16 protein-coding genes are annotated in these 19,301 nt (G+C 53.0%); 7 read left to right on the forward strand and 9 right to left on the reverse strand.

What is annotated here, in order from left to right; translation table 11 throughout:
- Positions 1-9: 9 nt before the first annotated feature.
- On the forward strand, positions 10-5,979 hold the full coding sequence (locus RIC19_RS14150; RefSeq protein WP_350178982.1) for a PKD domain-containing protein: 5,970 nt from the start codon (positions 10-12) through the stop codon (positions 5,977-5,979).
- 134 nt (positions 5,980-6,113) lie between these two features.
- On the opposite strand, the gene RIC19_RS14155 is transcribed toward RIC19_RS14150, so the two are convergent.
- From RIC19_RS14155 to RIC19_RS14190, 8 genes are all read right to left on the reverse strand, one after another.
- A complete protein-coding gene (locus RIC19_RS14155; RefSeq protein ID WP_350178983.1) occupies positions 6,114-6,491 on the reverse strand; it encodes a DUF3127 domain-containing protein in 378 nt (125 codons plus the stop codon).
- Between the two features lie 58 nt (positions 6,492-6,549).
- Positions 6,550-6,888: a XisI protein gene (locus RIC19_RS14160; protein ID WP_350178984.1), complete on the reverse strand. Its 339-nt coding sequence runs from the start codon at positions 6,886-6,888 to the stop codon at positions 6,550-6,552.
- The gene (locus tag RIC19_RS14165) at positions 6,876-7,292 is read right to left on the reverse strand and encodes a XisH family protein (RefSeq protein ID WP_350178985.1); all 417 of its coding nucleotides are present in this window, start codon (positions 7,290-7,292) and stop codon (positions 6,876-6,878) included. The genes RIC19_RS14160 and RIC19_RS14165 overlap by 13 nt, the downstream gene beginning before the upstream one ends.
- 38 nt (positions 7,293-7,330) lie before the next feature.
- Entirely contained in the window at positions 7,331-7,957 is a 627-nt protein-coding gene (gene rsmG / locus RIC19_RS14170; RefSeq protein WP_350178986.1) for a 16S rRNA (guanine(527)-N(7))-methyltransferase RsmG, read from the reverse strand.
- Position 7,958: 1 nt separating this feature from the next.
- Positions 7,959-8,639, reverse strand: a complete 681-nt coding sequence (locus RIC19_RS14175) for an RluA family pseudouridine synthase (protein WP_350178987.1) — start codon at positions 8,637-8,639, stop codon at positions 7,959-7,961.
- Complete coding sequence (locus RIC19_RS14180) at positions 8,626-9,597, reverse strand: glycosyltransferase family 2 protein (protein ID WP_350178988.1); 972 nt, start codon at positions 9,595-9,597, stop codon at positions 8,626-8,628. Before RIC19_RS14180 ends, RIC19_RS14175 begins: the two co-directional genes overlap by 14 nt.
- Before the next feature lie 4 nt (positions 9,598-9,601).
- Entirely contained in the window at positions 9,602-11,185 is a 1,584-nt protein-coding gene (locus RIC19_RS14185; RefSeq protein WP_350178989.1) for a glycosyltransferase family 39 protein, read from the reverse strand.
- A gap of 175 nt (positions 11,186-11,360) precedes the next feature.
- Positions 11,361-12,644, reverse strand: a complete 1,284-nt coding sequence (locus RIC19_RS14190) for a hypothetical protein (protein ID WP_350178990.1) — start codon at positions 12,642-12,644, stop codon at positions 11,361-11,363.
- Positions 12,645-12,681: 37 nt separating this feature from the next.
- Between RIC19_RS14190 and RIC19_RS14195 the strand changes: the two genes are divergently transcribed.
- The 6 genes from RIC19_RS14195 (at position 12,682) to RIC19_RS14220 (ending at position 18,244) form a co-directional block, all read left to right on the forward strand.
- The gene (locus RIC19_RS14195) at positions 12,682-13,392 is read left to right on the forward strand and encodes a M15 family metallopeptidase (protein WP_350178991.1); all 711 of its coding nucleotides are present in this window, start codon (positions 12,682-12,684) and stop codon (positions 13,390-13,392) included.
- 104 nt (positions 13,393-13,496) lie between these two features.
- Positions 13,497-14,468 (forward strand): AAA family ATPase, encoded by a 972-nt coding sequence (locus RIC19_RS14200; protein ID WP_350178992.1) that lies wholly within the window; start codon positions 13,497-13,499, stop codon positions 14,466-14,468.
- 374 nt (positions 14,469-14,842) lie between these two features.
- Positions 14,843-15,328, forward strand: coding sequence for a hypothetical protein (locus tag RIC19_RS14205; protein ID WP_350178993.1), 486 nt, complete (start codon positions 14,843-14,845; stop codon positions 15,326-15,328).
- Between the two features lie 104 nt (positions 15,329-15,432).
- Positions 15,433-16,518 (forward strand): DUF4837 family protein, encoded by a 1,086-nt coding sequence (locus RIC19_RS14210; RefSeq protein WP_350178994.1) that lies wholly within the window; start codon positions 15,433-15,435, stop codon positions 16,516-16,518.
- 170 nt (positions 16,519-16,688) lie between these two features.
- The gene (locus tag RIC19_RS14215) at positions 16,689-17,675 is read left to right on the forward strand and encodes a lytic transglycosylase domain-containing protein (protein WP_350178995.1); all 987 of its coding nucleotides are present in this window, start codon (positions 16,689-16,691) and stop codon (positions 17,673-17,675) included.
- Positions 17,676-17,773: 98 nt separating this feature from the next.
- Complete coding sequence (locus RIC19_RS14220) at positions 17,774-18,244, forward strand: DUF1648 domain-containing protein (RefSeq protein ID WP_350178996.1); 471 nt, start codon at positions 17,774-17,776, stop codon at positions 18,242-18,244.
- Here the strand turns inward: RIC19_RS14220 and RIC19_RS14225 are convergent.
- The gene (locus RIC19_RS14225) at positions 18,241-19,296 is read right to left on the reverse strand and encodes an SDR family oxidoreductase (protein ID WP_350178997.1); all 1,056 of its coding nucleotides are present in this window, start codon (positions 19,294-19,296) and stop codon (positions 18,241-18,243) included. The two genes, RIC19_RS14220 and RIC19_RS14225, sit on opposite strands and share 4 nt — an antisense overlap.
- Positions 19,297-19,301: the final 5 nt, after the last annotated feature.

The raw sequence follows: 19,301 nt of genomic DNA on the forward strand, positions 1-19,301 counted from the left end.
CACCATAGAATGAAAAAGAAAAGTATAATCTTCCGGATAGCTTGGCTTGCATGCCTGCTTAGTTCCAATGCGCTTATGGCGCAGTCTGTCTTCTTCGAGCCGAGCCCGTCTGTCTGTGGCCTCGACTGCTATATTATGTATGCTGAAGCTGAAGGGCTGCAGCAACCATTAACCTACCAGTGGAATACCGGCGAAAATTCGAATAATATCACTATCTGTCAGCCGGGCTGCTACACAGTCACTATTACCGGAGAGAGTGGAATTTCAGTCGATAGTACACTATGCCTCGACCTGGTGTTTGATCCCTTCCCTACTATACAGGCTACACCTGACTGCCCCGCCTCCCAGGAGCCTATTCTGGTGGACAGCAGCTACGTGGTTTGCCAGCAGGCGTGCGTGGGAAGTACCATTCGCTACTCCTCAAGTATTAGTGGAATAGACAGCCTGAGTTCCAACTGGTCCGTTTTCAATGAAAACTCCGGGCAGCCGGCAGATTATACCACTATTGAAGATAATATCATTGAAGTGACCTGGGAACAGCCGGGCATCTATTCCATCTATCAGAGTGGCCTGGTCAATGAGCCACCTTTCTTTTGTGATGCGCAGGGCTACACTTGCGTCAATGTAGTGTCTCCTCCGGAAAGTGCAGTCAGCAGTGTGCCGGAGGCGGTAGATGGTACGGTAACGCTGTGTCAGGGGCAGCCCCTATACCTGGAGTATACCGGCGAAGACGCGGATACTTTACTTTGGAACTTTGGCAATGGGGTGACTGCTACCGGCGGGGAAATCGATTATACCTACCCGGAGGCGGGCACCTACGAGCTGATGCTGATCGCTTCCCGCTTTTGCGCCTGCAACGACACCACGCTGCTTACCATAAACGTCGAGGAAACAGAAACCCCGATTGTCGATTGTGTGGGTACGGTCTGCGAAGGCATGCTGGGTACCTACACGGCACAGAGTGACTGTGGCACTTTCCTTTGGTCGGTCAGTGAAGGAGGCGTAATTATTGACGGAGGCGGCCCCACCGATGATTTTATTAGTGTGCTGTGGGAAACGGGCCCCGAAGGTACGGTAGAGCTGCTAACGGAGGATTGCCCGGGTACCAATTGCCCGGTACCGGCAATACTGGTTGTACCGGTTATTTCTGATCAGGCAGAGGTGGAAGGGCCGGCTCTGGTCTGCCCCGGTAGCCGGGCAGTTTATAGTGTACCCGCCTACGAGGGTGTTAGCTTTGTATGGGATGTGACCAACTTCGGTAGCATCGTCTCCGGGCAAGGCACGCATGAGATTGAAGTCGAATGGCTGAATACCGTCCCGGCACCTACGCAAACCGTTAGCGTTACTTTCGATAACTGCTACCTGGGCTGTGGCGGCAGTGCGGAGCTGGAGGTGGAGATTCAGCCGGCTTTTTACCTGAGTGGCCCTATTGAGGTATGCCCCAATACCCCTGCAACTTACGATGCCGTACAAGCTAACACCGGCAATCCCGTTCCTGCGCTATGGCGGTTAACCGATGCAGCGGGTGCTGTTGTGTGGCAATCTTCGGGCAGTGCAGTTTCCGTGAACATCCCTATGAGTGTTGCGCCTGGGTTCTATGTCTTAACTGCAGAACAGGCTGCGCCCAATGCAGCCTGTATACCTGAAGCCACCCGAAGAGTGCAGGTTTTGTACCCCCCTGAGCCCGTGGATGCCATTGTGGGCAATACAGTGATTTGCCCGGGGTCAACGACCACCTATAGCGCCACCCCGGTAGGCGATAATATCGTGCTGGAGTGGACCGTCAATAACGGGGGTACGCTTACTACCCGTATGGGCGAAACGATCAACGTGACCTGGGGCCCTGCACCACCCTACGATCTTAGCGTGGTACAGGTCAATACGGTAGGCCCGCCTTGTACTTCTTCTCCGGTTAGCTTATCTGCCGAAGCTTTCGACAATTTAGAGGTGAGCGGTGACCCGAATGCCTGCTTTGACGGCATTAGTACTTTCACGGCGACTGACGCGGAGCACCTCGACTATGAATGGACCATCATTCCTGCCACGGCCGGGACCATCGTTTCGGAATCGGATGAAAGCACGGTCGACATCCTTTGGCACGAAGTGGGCAACGTACAGGTACAGGCAGCAGTTTGCGCCGAAACAGCTGTTTTTGACGTGGAAGTACACGCCCTGCCGCAGCCCACCCTTACCGCGCCCGACTTTTTCTGCCCCAACGAGGAAGCCACCGTCACCGCCGCACCGGGCTTTGCCTCCTACACCTGGTACAACGCTGAGGACACGCAGGTCGCTACCGGCATACAGCCGCAACTGGGCCCCGGCAGCTACGCCCTCGTGGTGACCGACGAGTTTGGTTGTGCCGGTACGGCTACGTTCAGGATAAGGCCTTATCCCACTTCGGAAGTGAGTATTTCCACCCCCGACCCCTGGTTATTCTGTAACCTCCTTCCTTCTACCAAGCTGGTGGCGCAAACCACTACGGCCGGCTTCTCTTATCAGTGGTATCAGGATGGGATGCCAATTGGAACAGACGCACCTGAATACACCGCTACTGCGTTTGGCGTTTATACCGTTGGTATTACCGACCAAAATGGCTGCACCTTTCTAAGCAACCCTTTTGAAGTAAGGGAAAACTGTGGGGACGCAGAGCCCGGCAACCCTCCGGGGCCTACTTGCAGTGGTGTAGTCATGGGACTGGATATCATGGATGGGCCGGAATGCGAGTCCAAAATCTATACGGATCTGTCGCAGGGCATGTTGCCCGGCACCGGTGCCTGGTCGTTTTTCTTCCGGGATGGGGTCATAACGGCCACTTCCACTGCACCCAATCCTACCATCGAGCACGAAGAAGTGGGGTACTACCGCGTCCTCCGCTCCGGCAGTTTCCCGGCAGCGGGTGCACCGGGTAATGTTCAGTGTTATTTCCTGGCCGTGGATTCTGTTGTGGCCCTGGCCGACTTCCATATCGAATCCGCTTGTGCTAATAGCCCGGTCGCTTTTGAAGACCTTTCTACCTTTTTGCCCTCTTCGGGTATTGCGAGTTGGTCCTGGGACTTTGGAGACCCTGGCAGCGGCGCTGATAACACTTCTGCGCTGACCAACCCTGCTCACACCTACAGCACTACCGGCGATTATCCGGTTACGCTGACGATCACGACAGTGAGTGGTTGTACCAGCAGCACCACCAAGACGGTATCTGTTGTCGCGCCACCACCGGTCACCTTTGACCTGCCCGAAGCTACCTGTGCCAGCAGCCCGACTTACTTTGAGGTACCGCCCGGTGGCTTTGCGATGTACAATTGGGACTTTGGCGATCCGGGTACAGGCGCCGCTAATACCTCGCAGCGGCGGGAAGCTTACCATCAGTATGCCGCCCCCGGCACTTATGAGGTGACCCTTTCTGCCACTAATATTGAAGGCTGCACCCAGGCTTTCTCACAGAATATCACGATCAGCCCCAATACACTGAGTGGTACGATCGCCATGGCTCCTGCACCTCCGGTTTGTGAAGGCGTGGAAGTGATGGCAGATGCGCCCGGTGGTGGCATCAGCTGGCAGTGGAGCACCGGCGAAGCCACTGAATCCGTAGTGCTCACCGAAGAAGGCATTTACGAACTTACCGTCACCGATGCCAATGGCTGTACCTACGAACCGCCGGCCGCTAATGTCGGTATCACCCCCGCCCCGTTGGTGGACATTCGCGCCACAGACTACGACGAGTACGGGCAGGCCACCGCCTACCACTACGAAAGTTACAGTACCTGTCAGGGGGAGAATGTTTTCCTCGAAGTACCCAATAGTGAACTTTACCCGGCTTATACTTACACCTGGAGTACCAGTCAGAACGGCCCGGCTATTGAATTCTCCGAAGACAAGGACAACCTGCTTGATGCGGGCAATTATACCTTTGAAGTCACTGCGGTGGATGGGGCCACGGGCTGTTCGGCGGTTGCCATACTCGAAGTCATTGTGCACCCACTGCCCGATGTGCCGGTCATCCTGGCGGATCAGCCTGCGCCCATTTGTGAGGGCACCATGGCGACCTTATCCGTGGATGCTCCACTGCCCGGGCTGACTTATGTTTGGAGTACGGGGGAAACAGGTACGGCTATTGAGGTCTCCGAAGGGGGCGAATACACCGTTACCGCCACCAATGCAGAAGGCTGCACACAGGTAAGCGAGGCTTTTGAATTGCTCCCTGGGCCGGATATTGCCCGTGTACCGAATGGCTGCTACACCCGCTGCCGCCCGGACACGATCTGCCTGCCTGATATTCCCAACGTAGCCAGCTATCAATGGTACTTCAATGGCAGCCCCGTAGCCCCGCCGGATGGGACGATGCCGGAACTAATCATTGAGGAAAGCGGTGCCTATTACCTCGAAATGGTGGCAACCAATGGCTGTGTGCTGCAGTCTGACCCGCTTACGCTGGAGCTGCTTGACGGCTACGGCAGCTTTGCCGGCGAGGTCTACTTTGATGTGAATGATAACGGTATCATTGATGCACCGGATACCCTCCTGAGCGGAATTGATATCCTGCTCTTACAGAATGGGAATACGCTGGCGCAAAGCACCTCCACTCAGGATGGAGGCTATGGTTTTATCGACTTGCCTTCCAATCAGGATTATACCCTGCAAGTGGATACAGCCAACCTGGAAGGTAATCTGGAAGCCATTTGGGTGCACACAGACACAAGCCTCGTGGGTTGCGATCAGGTGGTGGTCACCGACTGGCTGATCCGGCTCGATTGCCCCACGGCAAGCGATACCACCCTCACCTTTAGCGCCTGTGAGGGCAGCAGCATTACTTATGGGGGTGTTGAAATTGAAGCGGGGACACAAGCCGCTTTCTCCTTTACCAACGCAGAAGGCTGCGACTCTACGGTCAATGTAATGGTGGAAGAACTACAGGTGTTTACCAATGCCTTTGAGCTGTCTTTCTGCGAGGGCGAGACACTTGAGCACGATGGCATAGCGCTGAATGAAGGCCAAAACGAAATCACCCTTAGCAGTACAGCAGGCTGCGACTCTGTGCTGCAGATACAAGTTACCGTGCTCGAGCCTGTCACGACTGACCAAACGGTGCAAATTTGCGAAGGGGAGACCTATTTCTTCCACGGAGACGAGCTGCTGCCGGGCGAGTCCGGCACCGTCATGCTGATCAGTGAGGCTGGGTGCGATTCCGTAGTCAATCTAAGCGTGGAGTTGTCGCCCGAGCTGTCCGCAAGTGTGGAAGCCGGAGCGACCTGCCCCAATGAGGAAACCGGCACGCTGACCGTCAATCTGACGGCTGCGCCCAATCCTCCTTACAGCTATGCAGTTGATCCGGCTGCGCCACAATCATCCCCTGGCTTTGAGGGGCTTCCCGCCGGTATCTACACCGTCGCCGTTACGGATGGCAGTGGCTGCGAAACCGTCTTGGAGAGTATCAGCATTGAAACCCTTGACCCCCTGCAGGTCACCGTAGACTGGGATACACTGAGTTGCGAAAACCCGCAATCGGTAGTAACGGTAGACATCACCTCCGGAGAGACTCCTGATTTGGCTTTCAACTGGTCAGATGGGGCTTCTGCACTAAACCGGACGATTGGTACGCCAGGTACCTATGATTTACAGATAGACAACGGCTGCGAGACCTTTACCGAAAGCATTGCCCTGACCCCTCCGGAAATGGAAAGTCAGGACTGGATGTACGTGCCCAATGCCTTCTCCCCCAACGGTGACAACAATAACGATACCTTCCGCGCCTTCACCAGCGATGAGGTGTCGGGCATACTCGATTACCGCTTGCAGGTTTTCGACCGCTGGGGCGTCAAGGTTTTTGAAAGTACAGACCCCGGTAATGGCTGGGATGGCATCATGAATGGTGCTTTGCGCAATGGCGGGGTATTCGCCTGGATGATACAGGCCCGGATTGTGAATTGTCTGCAGGAAGAAGTGACAGTAGAGCGGCGCGGAGAAGTCCTGCTGCTACGCTAAGACAGGCTCCCTGAAGGGGTTGGTATTACCAACCTGTTTCAGGGCAGGCTATGATCGGAGTATGGGTTTGATCCGTTTGGTCAAACCCATACTTATGTTATCCTGGACGTAGGAAAGGGAGTGTTCTTACGCCATTAGAACGGCAGGTCGTCATCTGCCTGACTTGCAGGCTCATCGTTGGCAGAAGGGAACTCCGTATCCGGGAATCCGGACTCTGCTGCCGGTGGCGCGGTAGGCGCAGCATTAGCACCTCCTTGCTCCAGGCGCCAGGCATTCAGGTTCGTGAAGTATTTACCGTTCCACTCCCGGCCGCGCAGGTCGAAGTGTACCTTGATCATTTGCCCTTCTTCGAAGGGGTCGAGCAAGGCGCAGCGGTCTTGTACCAACTGGAATTTCACAAACTGCGGGTAGTTGCCCTCGGTCTCGATGACGAACTCCCGGGCCTGGAATGAGTCGGTCTTTTGTTCCGTTTCGTATTTCTTATGGAGCTTTCCTTCTACTTCAAATGACATAGGATGGCGTTGTTAAGTGGTTTAATATTGGATAGGCAAAGGTAAGAAATCTTGAGGGCTATGCCGCAGCAAAATCGGATGGATTGCGAATATAGGCCGGGTCTGTTCCTATGATGATATCATTTTGATCTACTCCCATTTCGACTAGTTCATCAGCTATAAGTAAGTCTGAGTTATTCTGTTGGAGCCAGATTTTCCCATCAATAATATCCAGATGAATCGTACAATGATGAATGTAAGCATCCTCAGTCCACCCAAGCCTAAGTAGGAGATAATGGTGGCGTTTCAGGTCACAAACAACCTGATAGCCAACCTCTTCTTGATTAGCGACTGGTTCCTGTGCGTAGTGATTGAGCAGAGTAGTGATATAATGGCTGTATTGGGCTATTTTATCCATTTTTTGATCTTTTTCTTATTAACGTCTACTACTACAAGATTGATCTTGTATCGGTTGACGGTCTTTTGAACAATTGGTTCCTGGAACAAGCCACCAAAAATATAGGATGGTATAGCTAAATATAATTTTCGGTCAGGTTCTACTTCTTCAAGAGCAACAACATAGTTGTTGAATTGCCCTATTGCGTTATGTAATTCATAGGTCTTGGATTGACCTATGAAGCTTTTTATTTCAACGGCAATTTTTTCATTCCCTTTACTAGCTCCAATGACTCGCTCTGCACCAAGGTCAATTCTATATTCAATGCTTCCTATTCCAATTTTAAATGGATCATGGGTTATTTCCCACTCCTCAATTTCAAGTGCATCGATAACAACTTGGTGAAAAATATCCTTTGCAGACATCCTATAAAAATAAGGTTTATTTACTGATTTATCAACCTTTACCCTTGAACGTATACCACATACTTCTCAATGTAATAATCCATCTTAAAGTAATCTGTAATTGGGAACAGCTCCACATAGTGTCCTTTGCCAAGGGCTTTGATCTCGCTTTTGAGGTCGCCCCCCTTGAGGGTGAGCAAGCCGTTGGGCAGGGCATGGCGTTCTTCCCGTTTGAGCAGACGCTGTGTCCAGGGCACGAGCTTATCGAGGCTGGCCACGGCGCGGCAGACCACAAAGTCGAAGCGGTCTTTGAGCTCCTCTGCCCGGATGTGTTTGGCTTCGGCATTCTCCAGCCCGATAGCGTCGATGATTTCCTGCACCACTTTGATCTTCTTGCGCGTACCATCGATGAGCGTAAACTGCACATTGGGATAGAGAATCGCAAGTGGGATGCCCGGCAGCCCGCCGCCGGTGCCCAGGTCCAGTATTTTGGCGCCGGTCCGGAACTTCACCACCTGTGTGATGGCCAGAGCGTGCAGGATGTGGTGGGGGTACAACTGGTCGATATCCTTGCGGGAAATGACGTTGATTTTGTCATTCCATTCCTGGTATAAGGGGCCGAGTTGCTCAAACTGAGCGATCTGCTGTTCGGTCAGCTTCGGGAAATATTTGAGTAAGGCTTCCATATTATGGATTGAGGTTAAAAGCCGCCCATACCGGATCGTTCGGTGGCAGTGGTGCCGTGATGGTCTCCGCTTGTCTCGATACCGGGTGTTGGAACGACAATTGCCAGGCATGCAGATGAATAGACCGGTCGGGGTTGCTGCGCCGGAAACCATACTTTACATCCCCTTTGACCGGGCAGCCAATATGTGCCAGTTGCGCCCGGATTTGGTGGTGCCGCCCGGTATACAACCGGACCTCCAGCAGATGGTAGCGGTCGCTGCTCTGCAGGTAGCGGTAAGACAACTCGGCCTTTTTAGCATCCTTGCCGGGGCCTTCTACCACGATGGCCTTGTTTTGGCGGCCGTCCCGCCTCAGGTAGTGTACCAATGTGCCGGATTCCTCTGCCGGTTTTTCAGCTACGGCCACCAGGTAAACTTTTTCTACCTGCCGCTCCCGGAATTGGGCATTGAGGTCTGCCAGGGCATTTTCACTTCTGGCAAAAAGGACGACCCCGCTCGCCGGGCGGTCCAGGCGGTGCACCAGCCCCAGTTTGGATTTGCAGTAGATTTCCCCCAGCTGCTCCATGGCTTTGTCACCGGTTTTGTCGGTCGTGACCGGTAGCCCGGCAGGCTTATTGAAGGCGATAAGCTGATTGTTCTTGTAGAGCACAAGCTCGCCGATGTCGAATTCAGGTTGTGGCATTAGCCGTTGTTTTTTGTTCCGTGCCACCTTTAGTGACGCGGCGGATTTTGTAAGGGCGTTTTTGCTGGGATTCGTAATAAGTCCGCATCTGTATCTCCACCACGATACCGATGGTGATGAGCTGAATACCGCCCAGCACCAGCATCAGGCCGAGGATGAGCAGGGGCTTGCCCCAAATATCCTGCCCCAGTATTTTCAGTACGCCAAGATAGCCATTTATCAGTACGCCGACGAGCAGCAGTAGTACGCCGGTGTTGCCGAAGAGGTGCATGGGGCGCTGCATGTATTGCTTCAGGAAGAGCATCAGGAGCAGGTCGCTGACCACCTTGAAGGTCCGGCCCAGGCCGTATTTGGACTCCCCGAATTCCCGGGCATGGTGCTTTACCGGTATCTGAATGATGCGGGCACCTTCCAGATGGGCCAACACGGGAATGAAGCGGTGGAGCTCCCCGTAAATACCCATGTCCTTGGCGATTTCCGACCGGAAAACCCGGAGCGCACAACCGTAATCTTTCAGATGCACTCCCGATGAGTTGCGGATGATAAAGTTGGCGATCATGCTCGGGATTTTGCGGAAAATCCAGCCATCTTTGCGCTTGGCCCGCTCCCCGGCTACCATATCGTAATCGCCTTCTTCTGCGAGCTTGAGCATGGCCGGTATGTCAGAAGGGTCGTTTTGCAGGTCGCCGTCCATCGTGGCGATGAACTCGCCCTCAGCGGCCTCAATACCGGCCATGAGCGCGGCACTTTGACCATAGTTTTTCCGGAATTCCACCACCTTTAGGCGGGGGTGGTCAATGCTGTACAGCTCGCGCAGGGTGTTATCCGTTGAGCCATCGTCCACATAGACGATCTCGTACTCCATCCCGTCGAGTGCAGCGGTGATGCGCTCCACCAGGGGTTTGATGTTCAGTTCTTCGTTGTAGACCGTGACGACGGCCGATATTTTTATTGCCATAAAACTAGAATTTCACAATATCGTAGATCTTCCGCCCGTGCCGCATCAGGAGTTCGTCCTGCTTTTTATAAGGCACAAAGGGGTAGGCTTTGGGGTCAATGATGTAGTAGGCCGAGGTATCGGGCGTTTCCCGGTCGATGGGGATGATGTGCCCCATTTTACGGGTCAGGTAAAAGGAGGTCATCGGCTGCCGCTCCGTATCTTTATAAACGCGCAAGTCGTCCGATTGATATTTTTCAGCTACGCGTAAGGCATCTTTTCGCACTACATCGCCAAAATCGTTAGCGTCCCGGTCGGGCAGGGCAAACCAGTTGAAGGCGACGCGCACCACCAGCAACACCGCCGCTGTGGTCAGCAGCCGGGCCTCACGGAACCGCCATGCACCGTAGGCCAGGGCGCTAAGCACCACAAAGAGGCTTAGGCTTTTGGCCCATAGCCAGGGCGTGCCCTGCAGGCGCTCCAGGAATAGAGGCGCTAATGCCGCAGGGGGAATAATGAGGCAGCAAAACAGCAGCAGCTGCATCGTCACCCGATAGGGCCAGGGGCGGTCTTTTTTCTGCTGCTCGTGCAAGTACAGCAGGGTAATGAACAGCAAAGGGATGATCATGAAAACGTACCGGGGGTGCACCTTTGGCGCCGTCCAGTAAACGGTGATATTGACCAGGAAGGTCAGAAAAACAAAAGCGATAAACGGATGCTGCCAGATCTGCGTCCAGGACCGCCGCCGAAACAGGTACAGCGCCAGCAGCCCCCACGGCATAAAATGGTACACCAACAACTCAAAGGGATACGTTAGCAGGTGAAAAAGGGTGAACCAGAGCGGGTAACGCCCGGCAGTGCGCTTGGCAGACTCGTTGAAAAGCACCGCACCCAGTTCTTCAAGGCTGTTGTACTGCAAATAAGCGGCATAGTAGCTGCCCACTACGACCACAAAGACCAGCCCGCCCAGGATGTGCTGCCAGTGAAACAGGCGTCGGAACTGCTTTTGATACACCAGATAGGCCATGAGGGTGAACCCCTGAAAGACGACAGAGGGCAGCCCCTTCATCAGGAATCCAACCGCAGCCAGCAAGTAAGAACCGGCAAAAGCCGCCAGCCACCGTTCCCGCGCCGCCAGGTGATAAAATACCATAAACGACAGGAACGTCACCCAGGAATAGCTGATGTCGATCAGCCCGAGGAAGGAATCGTAGAAAAGGATACGGCCACAGGTCAGGAAAGCCAGGGCGCTCAGAAAAGCCATCTCGTGGCTGAAGTGCTTGCGCACAAAGTAGTAAATCGTACCGCAGTACAGCAACAGGAAGGCTACGGTGGGAATGCGGACCGACCACTCGTCCATACTGCCCGTCAGCTGAAAAACGCCCAGCAGCATCCAGTTGTAGACCGGCGGCTTTTTGTAGTAATACGCCCCGTGCAGCTGCGGGACGATATAGTTGTCAGACAGCCGCATTTCCAAAGCCACCCACGCCCGCAGTGCCTCATCGTCGATGAGGGTAAGCACGCCCAGGTTGATGAGCAGGGCAGGCAGCACCAGTAAAAGGATGAGCCCGTAAAGCCAGCGTTGGTAGCGTTCTGTGTTGCGGTCCAAAAACTTTGGTTTTCAAATTTGGGGGCAAAAGTACGCTAAACCTTTGATTATGTGGGCAAGGGAGTGTGGATTTGTAAGTGCTCCCGCAGCTCCTGCTGAATGATTGAGGCAATAAGGTTCCATTCGCTCCACCATTAGGACATTTTGTCTGGTCCCAGACGCTGTGACTATTTGTCTACCTGCGTAGTGCCTTCTTCCGCCCGATAAACTGTACCCACTGAATGAAATTAAATTCGAGATGGTCAAACATGAGCCGCTCTCCTTTGATGGTCATATGCAGGTTGGGGTAATACCTTAGGTTGGTCCGCAGCAGACTCGACCCGGTCCGGGTAACACGGATATCCCAGCCGAAGGTGATGCCTGCTGCTAGTTTCTGCTCAGTGTAATCGGTTTGATTGACAGACGCCCGGAGGTGCTCGTAGGTCAGTACCGGTCCAATGAACGGAACAAAACCCAGGTAATTAAAAAGGAACTTCACCGATTCCACCCCAACCGAATGCCTGCGGGTTTGGATCATGGCGTCAAACCCTTCGTAGGTATTGCCATAGGTGCGGTAGGTCAGGCTGGCACTCAGGTCTGGCTTGTGAAAATACCGGCCCAGAGAGAGGTCGGGCAATATGGATGCCGCATAGTCATCGTAGAAAAATGGAAAGTTGGCAGCCAGATAGGGCGACTTAGAGCGTTGTAGTGCAGCAGAAGGGCCAATGCCCCAAAACCAGGCGCTTAGGAGGCCTTCCTTCCGGAGTGTTTCATAATTTTCATTGATGCTTTCCACCGCTTTTTCGGTCCTCATATGGCGGTCGGAGTCGATATACCGCAGCAGGCTCAGGTTGAAAGACAGGGGGGTGAGCTCAACCTTTGCCGTGTTCTGGGGCGTGATGTAGTAATCAAAAGTATTCTGAAAGTTGTAATAGCCCGAAGCAGAAATATGCCATCGGTCTGTGGTATAAGTCAGTCCGAACTGCAGGGGATGGATAAAGCGCCCGTAGTTGGGTACTCCATTTTCAAAGGCACTACCTTCAGGCTCCTGTGCAAACCGGATCCGTCGGAAACTGATGCCCAGAAAAGGGCTCAGGCGTTTTGGCTTAAGGCGCAAAGGGTACAGCCTGGCGCCGGTCTCGACACCCTGATACACCTCAAGGCGGTCCAGCCCAGGAGGCACATCCTGCAGGGTAAGGAAGGAAAGCGGGAAAGAAACATAAAAATCGGCATGACCCCAAAAATGTATGCCTCCTATGGTGAGCCTGGGCATCAGGGTGTGCCCAAAATCCGTATTTTGCAGTATGCCTTCTGCGAGTAGCTGCGTGCGCCCTCCGGTCAGGTAGTTGAGATCGCCACCGTAGGTGAACCAGGCAAAGCGTGTGCTTTTATCCAGATAGGACTGCGTGTAAACCTGGTCTGACTGGGCAAACAGCAATAGAGGTACAAACAGGGAAAGTGTTAGGCAAAGAGCTTTCATCTCAGACTGAATTTATTACCTACTAAGATACATCATTATGCGATTAAAACTACTTTTTTACGGCTTGGGAATGCTTGGGCTTACTGCCTGTCAGTCTGCTTCTGATGCCGGGCAGAAAGCCGCTGAAGTGGCCACTGATACCCTTTCTTACATACCCCAGACGGCTGCCCCAAAGCCCCTGCCGCCTCCGCCGCCTGATTACGATACTACCGAGTGGACAGAAGTGGGCCGCCTCGACAGCAGCATCCTCATCGACATGAAGTACGCGACTACGGAGAATTTTGTTGGAGAAAAAATGTACGACTGCAGCCGTTGCTTCCTCCGTCCTGAGGTGGCTCAAGCGGTCGTGCGGGTACACAAGAGCCTTCAGGAACAAGGCCTGGGCCTGAAAATGCTCGACTGCTTCCGGCCCCGCCCCATCCAATGGAAGCTCTGGGAGAAAGTCCCTGACCCGCGCTACGTGGCAGATCCCCGCAAAGGCTCGATGCACAACCGTGGCGCTGCCGTAGACCTGACGCTGGTCAATGCACAGGGGGAAGCGCTCGAAATGGGCACGCCTTACGACTTCTTTGGCCCCGAAGCCCACCCATCCTATACCAATCTACCGGACAGTGTGCTTGCCAACCGGGCTACCCTGCGGGATGCCATGCTCCGGGAAGGCTTTCAACCCATCACCACCGAATGGTGGCACTTTTCCCTAAGCGGCAAAAACTATGCGCTTTCCGACATGTTATGGAAATGTTATTGAGCAGGTAAGCGTTATGAGCAGGCAAAAGAAAGTTTATTTTCGCCTGTTCCGTAACTTGCGCTGCCCGAAAAGCAGGCATGGACGATCAAAACTAATATCAACGAATGGCAAATACAGAATCTCAGTCGGAAGTTAAAGCAATCGACAACCTCGCAGCTTCCTACGAAGAGCTCAGGAAAGAAATCGGAAAAGTGATTATCGGGCAGGAAGAAGTTGTCCGCGCAGTGATTATCTCCCTTTTCAGCAATGGGCACAGCTTACTCGTTGGGGTGCCCGGGCTGGCGAAGACCCTGCTGGTAAGTACGATTGCAGAAGTACTCGACCTCGACTTCAAGCGCATTCAGTTTACGCCCGACCTTATGCCTTCCGATATTACCGGCTCGGAAATCCTGGACGAGGACCGGCACTTTAAGTTTACACCTGGCCCGCTCTTTGCCAATATCGTACTGGCGGATGAGATCAACCGGACACCGCCCAAAACACAGGCTGCCCTGCTGGAGGCTATGCAGGAGCGTTCTGTAACTGTAAGCGGTGTGCGCCACAAGCTGCCTGCACCGTTCTTCGTGCTGGCCACGCAAAACCCGATCGAGCAGGAAGGTACTTATCCGCTACCGGAAGCACAGCTGGACCGTTTTATGTTCAACATCCCACTCGACTATCCTTCTTACGAAGAGGAGATCAATGTCGTGAAAGGTACAACTACGGTGCAGAACTATGACCTGAAGCACGTACTGACGGGCGAGCAAATTCTGCATTATCAGCAGCTCATCCGCAAGGTGCCGATTGCTGATAATGTGCTGGAATATGCGGTGTCATTGGCCACCAAAACCCGCCCCAATACCGAGCGGGCAACAGAAGCAGTGAACAACTATATTTCCTGGGGGGCAGGGCCCCGTGCTTCTCAGTACCTGGTGCTGGGGGCGAAGTGCCACGCGGCCATCCACGGGAAGTACTCTCCGGATATTGAAGACGTACGGGCGATTGCCAAGTACGTACTGCGCCACCGCATTGTGCGCAACTACAAAGCGGAAGCCGAGGGGATCACCGAAGAAAAAGTAATCGAAGGCTTGTTCTAAGAGCGTGTTGGGACTTTAGTAATCGGTCTGTCCCAGTGCACCGGGACACTTTTTTGCTTATACTTCGTCCCGAAAATCCTTCCCGCAAACTGCGGGACAGGCTATTTAACTTAGGCTAAACTCCGGTTTTCGTGCCTCGTATAACCAAAAAATGGTTAGTTTTCGACTAGAAGACAAAAGTCCCAACACGCTCTAAGCCAAACGATTGCGGCAGTCTTGCAGCGCCCCGGTTTTCCGAATGTGGAAAGCCGGGGCGCTGCTGTTAAATTCCTGCATGATCGAAGATTTTTGTGCATAGGGGAACTTCTGCGAGTGTGACGCTGTTTTATGCCTATGTTAACTCAGTGTTAATTCAATGTAAAATCAAAGTTATCATGGCAGATCAATATAAAGAAGTGCAGCGTTTTCGCCGGTGGGAAATCCTCCTGCCACTATTTTTACTCCTGTTGTTTACAATCTACAATATCTATGAGTCGGCCATGCTTTGGGATTTCCGAACAGAGGCTCATTTGTGGAAAGGTGTACTGGCCTTACTGATTTTGGGCGGTGTCCTGACATACCTGCTTTCTATTCGCCTGTTAGTGAAAGTAGATACGGAGAAGATCAAATTTCAGTACTTCCCTCTGCACCGCAAAAAGCAAAAGATTTACTGGGACGAGGTAGCGCACTATGAGGTATTGAACCTGCCGCTTTCTGTACAGCTCAGCGGATGGGGTGTGCATGTAGGAGAGCGGATGTTTTGCGTAAAGCCGGGCTCCGGTATCCGGTTGCATCTGAAAGATGGCCAAAAGATATTCATTAGTTGTAAAGACCCCGAGGCTATTGCTCAGGTATTGCGTACCCGCGAAGCATCGGCATAAGTTTACGGGCAGGTACGCCAAAACTTGCGCCTTCTGCATCTGTTTTACGAATCCAGTAATTAAAATTTTACCTTTATCAGCGATTCCGTAAACACAGATTTTTTATGAAAATATACCTGAGAATTCTGGTCTTTGCTGTGCTGCTCCCTTTTCTTGCTACTTTCCAAAGTTGCTCGGAGGAGGTAAAACGCAGCATGAAAGCCATCCCTACCGCCTTTGGGCAGCTCAACGAGATTGTGGTCATCATGGATTATGAGCTCTGGGAAAGCCCGGTGGGCGATACATTGCGTTACTACTATTCCTCTGCTTATCCGCTGCTGCCTCAGCCTGAGCCGGTATTTGACCTGCGCCACTTCACGCCGATTGAATTGAGGAAGGACCCGCTGCGCAAAGAGCTGCGTACCTACATGATAGTGGGCAACCTGGCAGACGAGGAGTCGCCCGCAGCTAAGATGATCCGCAAGGATATTGGTGAAGAAATGAGCGAAAACGCTCGTGGCGACCTTTCCAAAAATAACGCCGCTGGCCGTGATAAATGGGCTAAAGGGCAGCTCCTGCTTTATCAGTTCGCCTATTCCAATCAGGACCTGATCAATATCCTCAAAGAAAACTACCCGGCAATCAAAAAGCGGGTGAATAAGTTTGATGAGAAAAAGCTGGAATCCTACGCTTACCTCAATGGCGTCAATAACAATCTGGTCAATGAAGTAAAAGAAGCTATGGGGGTGAGTATCCGCATGCCTTCCGATTACTTCATGGCCATCAACGATGGGGAAGCGATTTGGATGCGCAAAGAGACGGATAAAATCTCCAGCAACATCATGCTGCGCAAAGTGAAGTACGAAGATCAGGATCAGCTTAGCAAGGAATACCTGATTGCGATGCGTGATTCCCTGGGCAAGCAGTACATCTCTTCCACCATCGAAAATACCTACATGCAGGTGAATGACGTGGACCTGCCCGTTATTTACAATACCACCAAAGTGAATGGCAACTACGCAGTAGAGGGCCGGGGCGTATGGGAAATTGTCAATGACTTCATGGGGGGCTCCTTTGTGTCTTATCTGATCCTCAACCCGGCTAAGAGCGAGTTGCTGTTTGTAGATGGCTTCCTGCATGCACCGGGAGAAGAGAAGCGCGACTTCATGGAACAGTTAGACTACATCATCCACACGATTAAATTTCAGTAATTTTTGCCTGACGTGTATACTGCGTTAGCGTAGGAGTAGAAAGGCTTTTCAGTGGCTGGCTCCAGCCCAATGCACTGATTATTAATGGTTTGTTTTTGGGAAATACCGCAAATCGGGTAACGATTTTAAAATAGCCCCGTATAACCTTACCGAAAACTAAACCGCAGTGTATGAAAGCCCCAACATTATTCGGTACCGCGTTATTGGCCGGCTGCCTTTTTGGCATTCCGGTAAGTAAAGCAGAAGTCAGCGACTGGCAGCAAGTGGTCACGCATGATATCCCTTACCGCTTGCAATGTGTGCAGGACGATTGGCCCTTTGAAGTGCACTATAATGAACAGGTACAGGAAGAGCTATCCAGCTATCTGCGCACCGGCCGGCGGGAAGCCGAAGCCATGTTGGGCCGTACGCCACAGTACTTTCCGATCATTGAGCACTACCTCAAGGTGAATCACTTGCCTGAAGAGCTCAAGTACATTCCGCTATTGGAGTCCCGACTCCGCCCTGCAGTTGAATCCGCGGCTGGTGCGGTGGGGCTTTGGCAGTTTATGCCCGCTACAGCAAAAGGGCTTGGCTTGCACATCAACGGGCAGGTCGATGAACGCCGCAGCCCTTATCAGTCTACCGAAACGGCTATGCGCTACCTGACCCAGCTGTACCGGCAGTTTGATGATTGGGCGCTGGTATTGGCGGCTTACAATTGTGGCCCCGGCAGAGTCAGGCGCGCCCTGCGCGAAACGGGTTGCTCTTCCTTCTGGGATATTGAGCACCGGCTGCCCCGTCAAACCCGCCGCTACCTGCCCCGCCTTATCGCAACCATTTACGTAGGCAAGTATTTTGATCAGCACGGCCTCCAACCCAAAAAGCACAAGTACCACGCGGACCACTTCCGGGTCTTCCGCATTCACCACAGTGTAGAGCTGGATGAAATCGCGCGCTACTGTGAGGTCAGTTTGTCCTGGCTGCAAGCCCTCAATCCTGGCTACCTGGAGGTATACGCTCCGCGGCAGGAAACCCCGCACTACCTGATCCTGCCCCAACAGGCACTGCCCTATTTTGCGCGCTACATCGATAAGGAAAGCCGCAAGGTGGGTACGGATTATGCCATCGCGGTACTTGATTCCCAGTGGAAAAGCGTAGCTTTAGAGGGGAGCTAGTGTGAAATAATGCGGTGTATTTCACGCCTGAAAGCCCTGGACTTGCTGAACTTTTACATTCAATTGCTTCCGAAACCATCCATCAGGCCCTGGAGCGTATGAACCGGCAACTCATTTTCATCCTTGATTTACTCAGCTTGTCCTGCATTGCCTCAATGCTGGCTACGGGGCTGTTCTACTATGGCGTGCTGCCCGATCAAATACCGGTTCATTTCAATGCCAGCGGTCAGGCTGATGATTACGGTCCTAAAGCCATGATTTTTTTATTGCCTATTATTGCCATAGCGGTTTCGGTACTGGTCTGGCTGATCGGCCGTGAACCTCAAAATTATAATTTCCCGATCCAGATTACGGATCATAACCGGGAAGCTTTGACTGGGCAGGCCCGGCTTTTCGTCTCTGCCACCATATTGGCTACCCATGCGCTTCTGGCCTACATTTACTGGGGGATACTACAAGCAGGTTTTGGGCACCAAAATAACCTGAACCCTGGCGCTATATGGCTGTACCTAGGTATCCTTTCTATTCTCTTCGTCCATAGCTATTATCGTATGAAAAGACGGGCTTAGCTTTTTAGGAGCCCGTCCTTTTCCAGTTGTTGCAGGTGCTCTTGCAGGGTTTCTGAAACCGGGCGGTATTGGAGCCCGAGCTTAGCCCTGCTTTTCCGGTTGTTGAAGCGTAGCGGATAGCCCAGGTTGCGGCCCAGGAACTTCCAGGAAAAACCCTGGAACGGCCCAAACAGGTACAGTAGGAAGTTGGGCAGTAATTTTTTGGGGAAAGGATACCGGTCGCCGAAGGCCTCGCGTAGCATTTCTCCCATCTCCAGCACAGGGTGTTCGGAAGCCGAGACGATATGCCGCCCTTCTGCTTCAGGCAACAAACCAGCCAGCAGGTGGGCGCGCGCTACTTCTCTTACATCCACTACACCAAAGTATAAATCCGGTGCACCAGCTTTGAATTGACCGTTGGCCATTGACTGCATGAAGCTCGTGCTTGTGCCGTCGGTACGTTGACTGAGCGCTGGCCCCATTACAAAGCTCGGATTGATGGTCACCAGGTCCCACTGTGATTGAGTGCCGGCGATTTTCCAGGCCTCCCGTTCGGCTACGGTTTTGGAGTAGGAATAGGGCTGATGTTTAAGGGAACTGCTTTCATTCCACTGCTCCTCAGTAAAAACCTGGCCCGGGGCATCCTTCAATTCTATGGCGTCTCCATAGATGGCCGCCACGCTTGAGGTCAGTACCACCCGCTGTACACTTGGGGTAGACTTTGCGGATTTCAGCACATTGCGGGTGCCTTCCAGGGCCGGGTCAATCAAGCTGCGTTGTGGGTCTTTGGCGTCAAGCTGGAAAGGCGAAGCGGTGTGCAGCACCAGTGCGCAACCCTCCATCGCTTCTGCAAAGGAACCTGGCTTAAGCAAGTCTGCCTCAAAAAGCCGGAGCGTGCCGGATTCGCGGCTGGCGATTTCCGTAAGATGGGCTACTTTCTCCGGCCTGGTCTTATCTCTTACCGTGGCATGTACCTCGTGCCCTTCCTCCAGCAAAAACCGGACAATCCAGGAGGCGATGTAGCCGGAGGCTCCGGTGACGAGTATGGGGCGTTCTTTATCGACGGTAGGCATATAAA

The organism is Phaeodactylibacter sp. (genome assembly GCF_040219495.1).
Classification (GTDB): domain Bacteria; phylum Bacteroidota; class Bacteroidia; order Chitinophagales; family Saprospiraceae; genus Phaeodactylibacter.

Coding starts and splice junctions, on each gene's coding strand:
- RIC19_RS14195 (WP_350178991.1), top strand. CDS start 12,682: ATGCGATTAAAACTACTTTTTTACGGCTTGGGAATGCTTGGGCTTACT.
- RIC19_RS14220 (WP_350178996.1), top strand. CDS start 17,774: ATGAACCGGCAACTCATTTTCATCCTTGATTTACTCAGCTTGTCCTGC.
- RIC19_RS14175 (WP_350178987.1), bottom strand. CDS start 8,639: ATGCCACAACCTGAATTCGACATCGGCGAGCTTGTGCTCTACAAGAAC.
- RIC19_RS14210 (WP_350178994.1), top strand. CDS start 15,433: ATGAAAATATACCTGAGAATTCTGGTCTTTGCTGTGCTGCTCCCTTTT.
- rsmG (WP_350178986.1), bottom strand. CDS start 7,957: ATGGAAGCCTTACTCAAATATTTCCCGAAGCTGACCGAACAGCAGATC.
- RIC19_RS14155 (WP_350178983.1), bottom strand. CDS start 6,491: ATGTCATTTGAAGTAGAAGGAAAGCTCCATAAGAAATACGAAACGGAA.
- RIC19_RS14180 (WP_350178988.1), bottom strand. CDS start 9,597: ATGGCAATAAAAATATCGGCCGTCGTCACGGTCTACAACGAAGAACTG.
- RIC19_RS14200 (WP_350178992.1), top strand. CDS start 13,497: ATGGCAAATACAGAATCTCAGTCGGAAGTTAAAGCAATCGACAACCTC.
- RIC19_RS14165 (WP_350178985.1), bottom strand. CDS start 7,292: ATGTCTGCAAAGGATATTTTTCACCAAGTTGTTATCGATGCACTTGAA.
- RIC19_RS14225 (WP_350178997.1), bottom strand. CDS start 19,296: ATGCCTACCGTCGATAAAGAACGCCCCATACTCGTCACCGGAGCCTCC.
- RIC19_RS14190 (WP_350178990.1), bottom strand. CDS start 12,644: ATGAAAGCTCTTTGCCTAACACTTTCCCTGTTTGTACCTCTATTGCTG.
- RIC19_RS14215 (WP_350178995.1), top strand. CDS start 16,689: ATGAAAGCCCCAACATTATTCGGTACCGCGTTATTGGCCGGCTGCCTT.
- RIC19_RS14150 (WP_350178982.1), top strand. CDS start 10: ATGAAAAAGAAAAGTATAATCTTCCGGATAGCTTGGCTTGCATGCCTG.
- RIC19_RS14160 (WP_350178984.1), bottom strand. CDS start 6,888: ATGGATAAAATAGCCCAATACAGCCATTATATCACTACTCTGCTCAAT.
- RIC19_RS14205 (WP_350178993.1), top strand. CDS start 14,843: ATGGCAGATCAATATAAAGAAGTGCAGCGTTTTCGCCGGTGGGAAATC.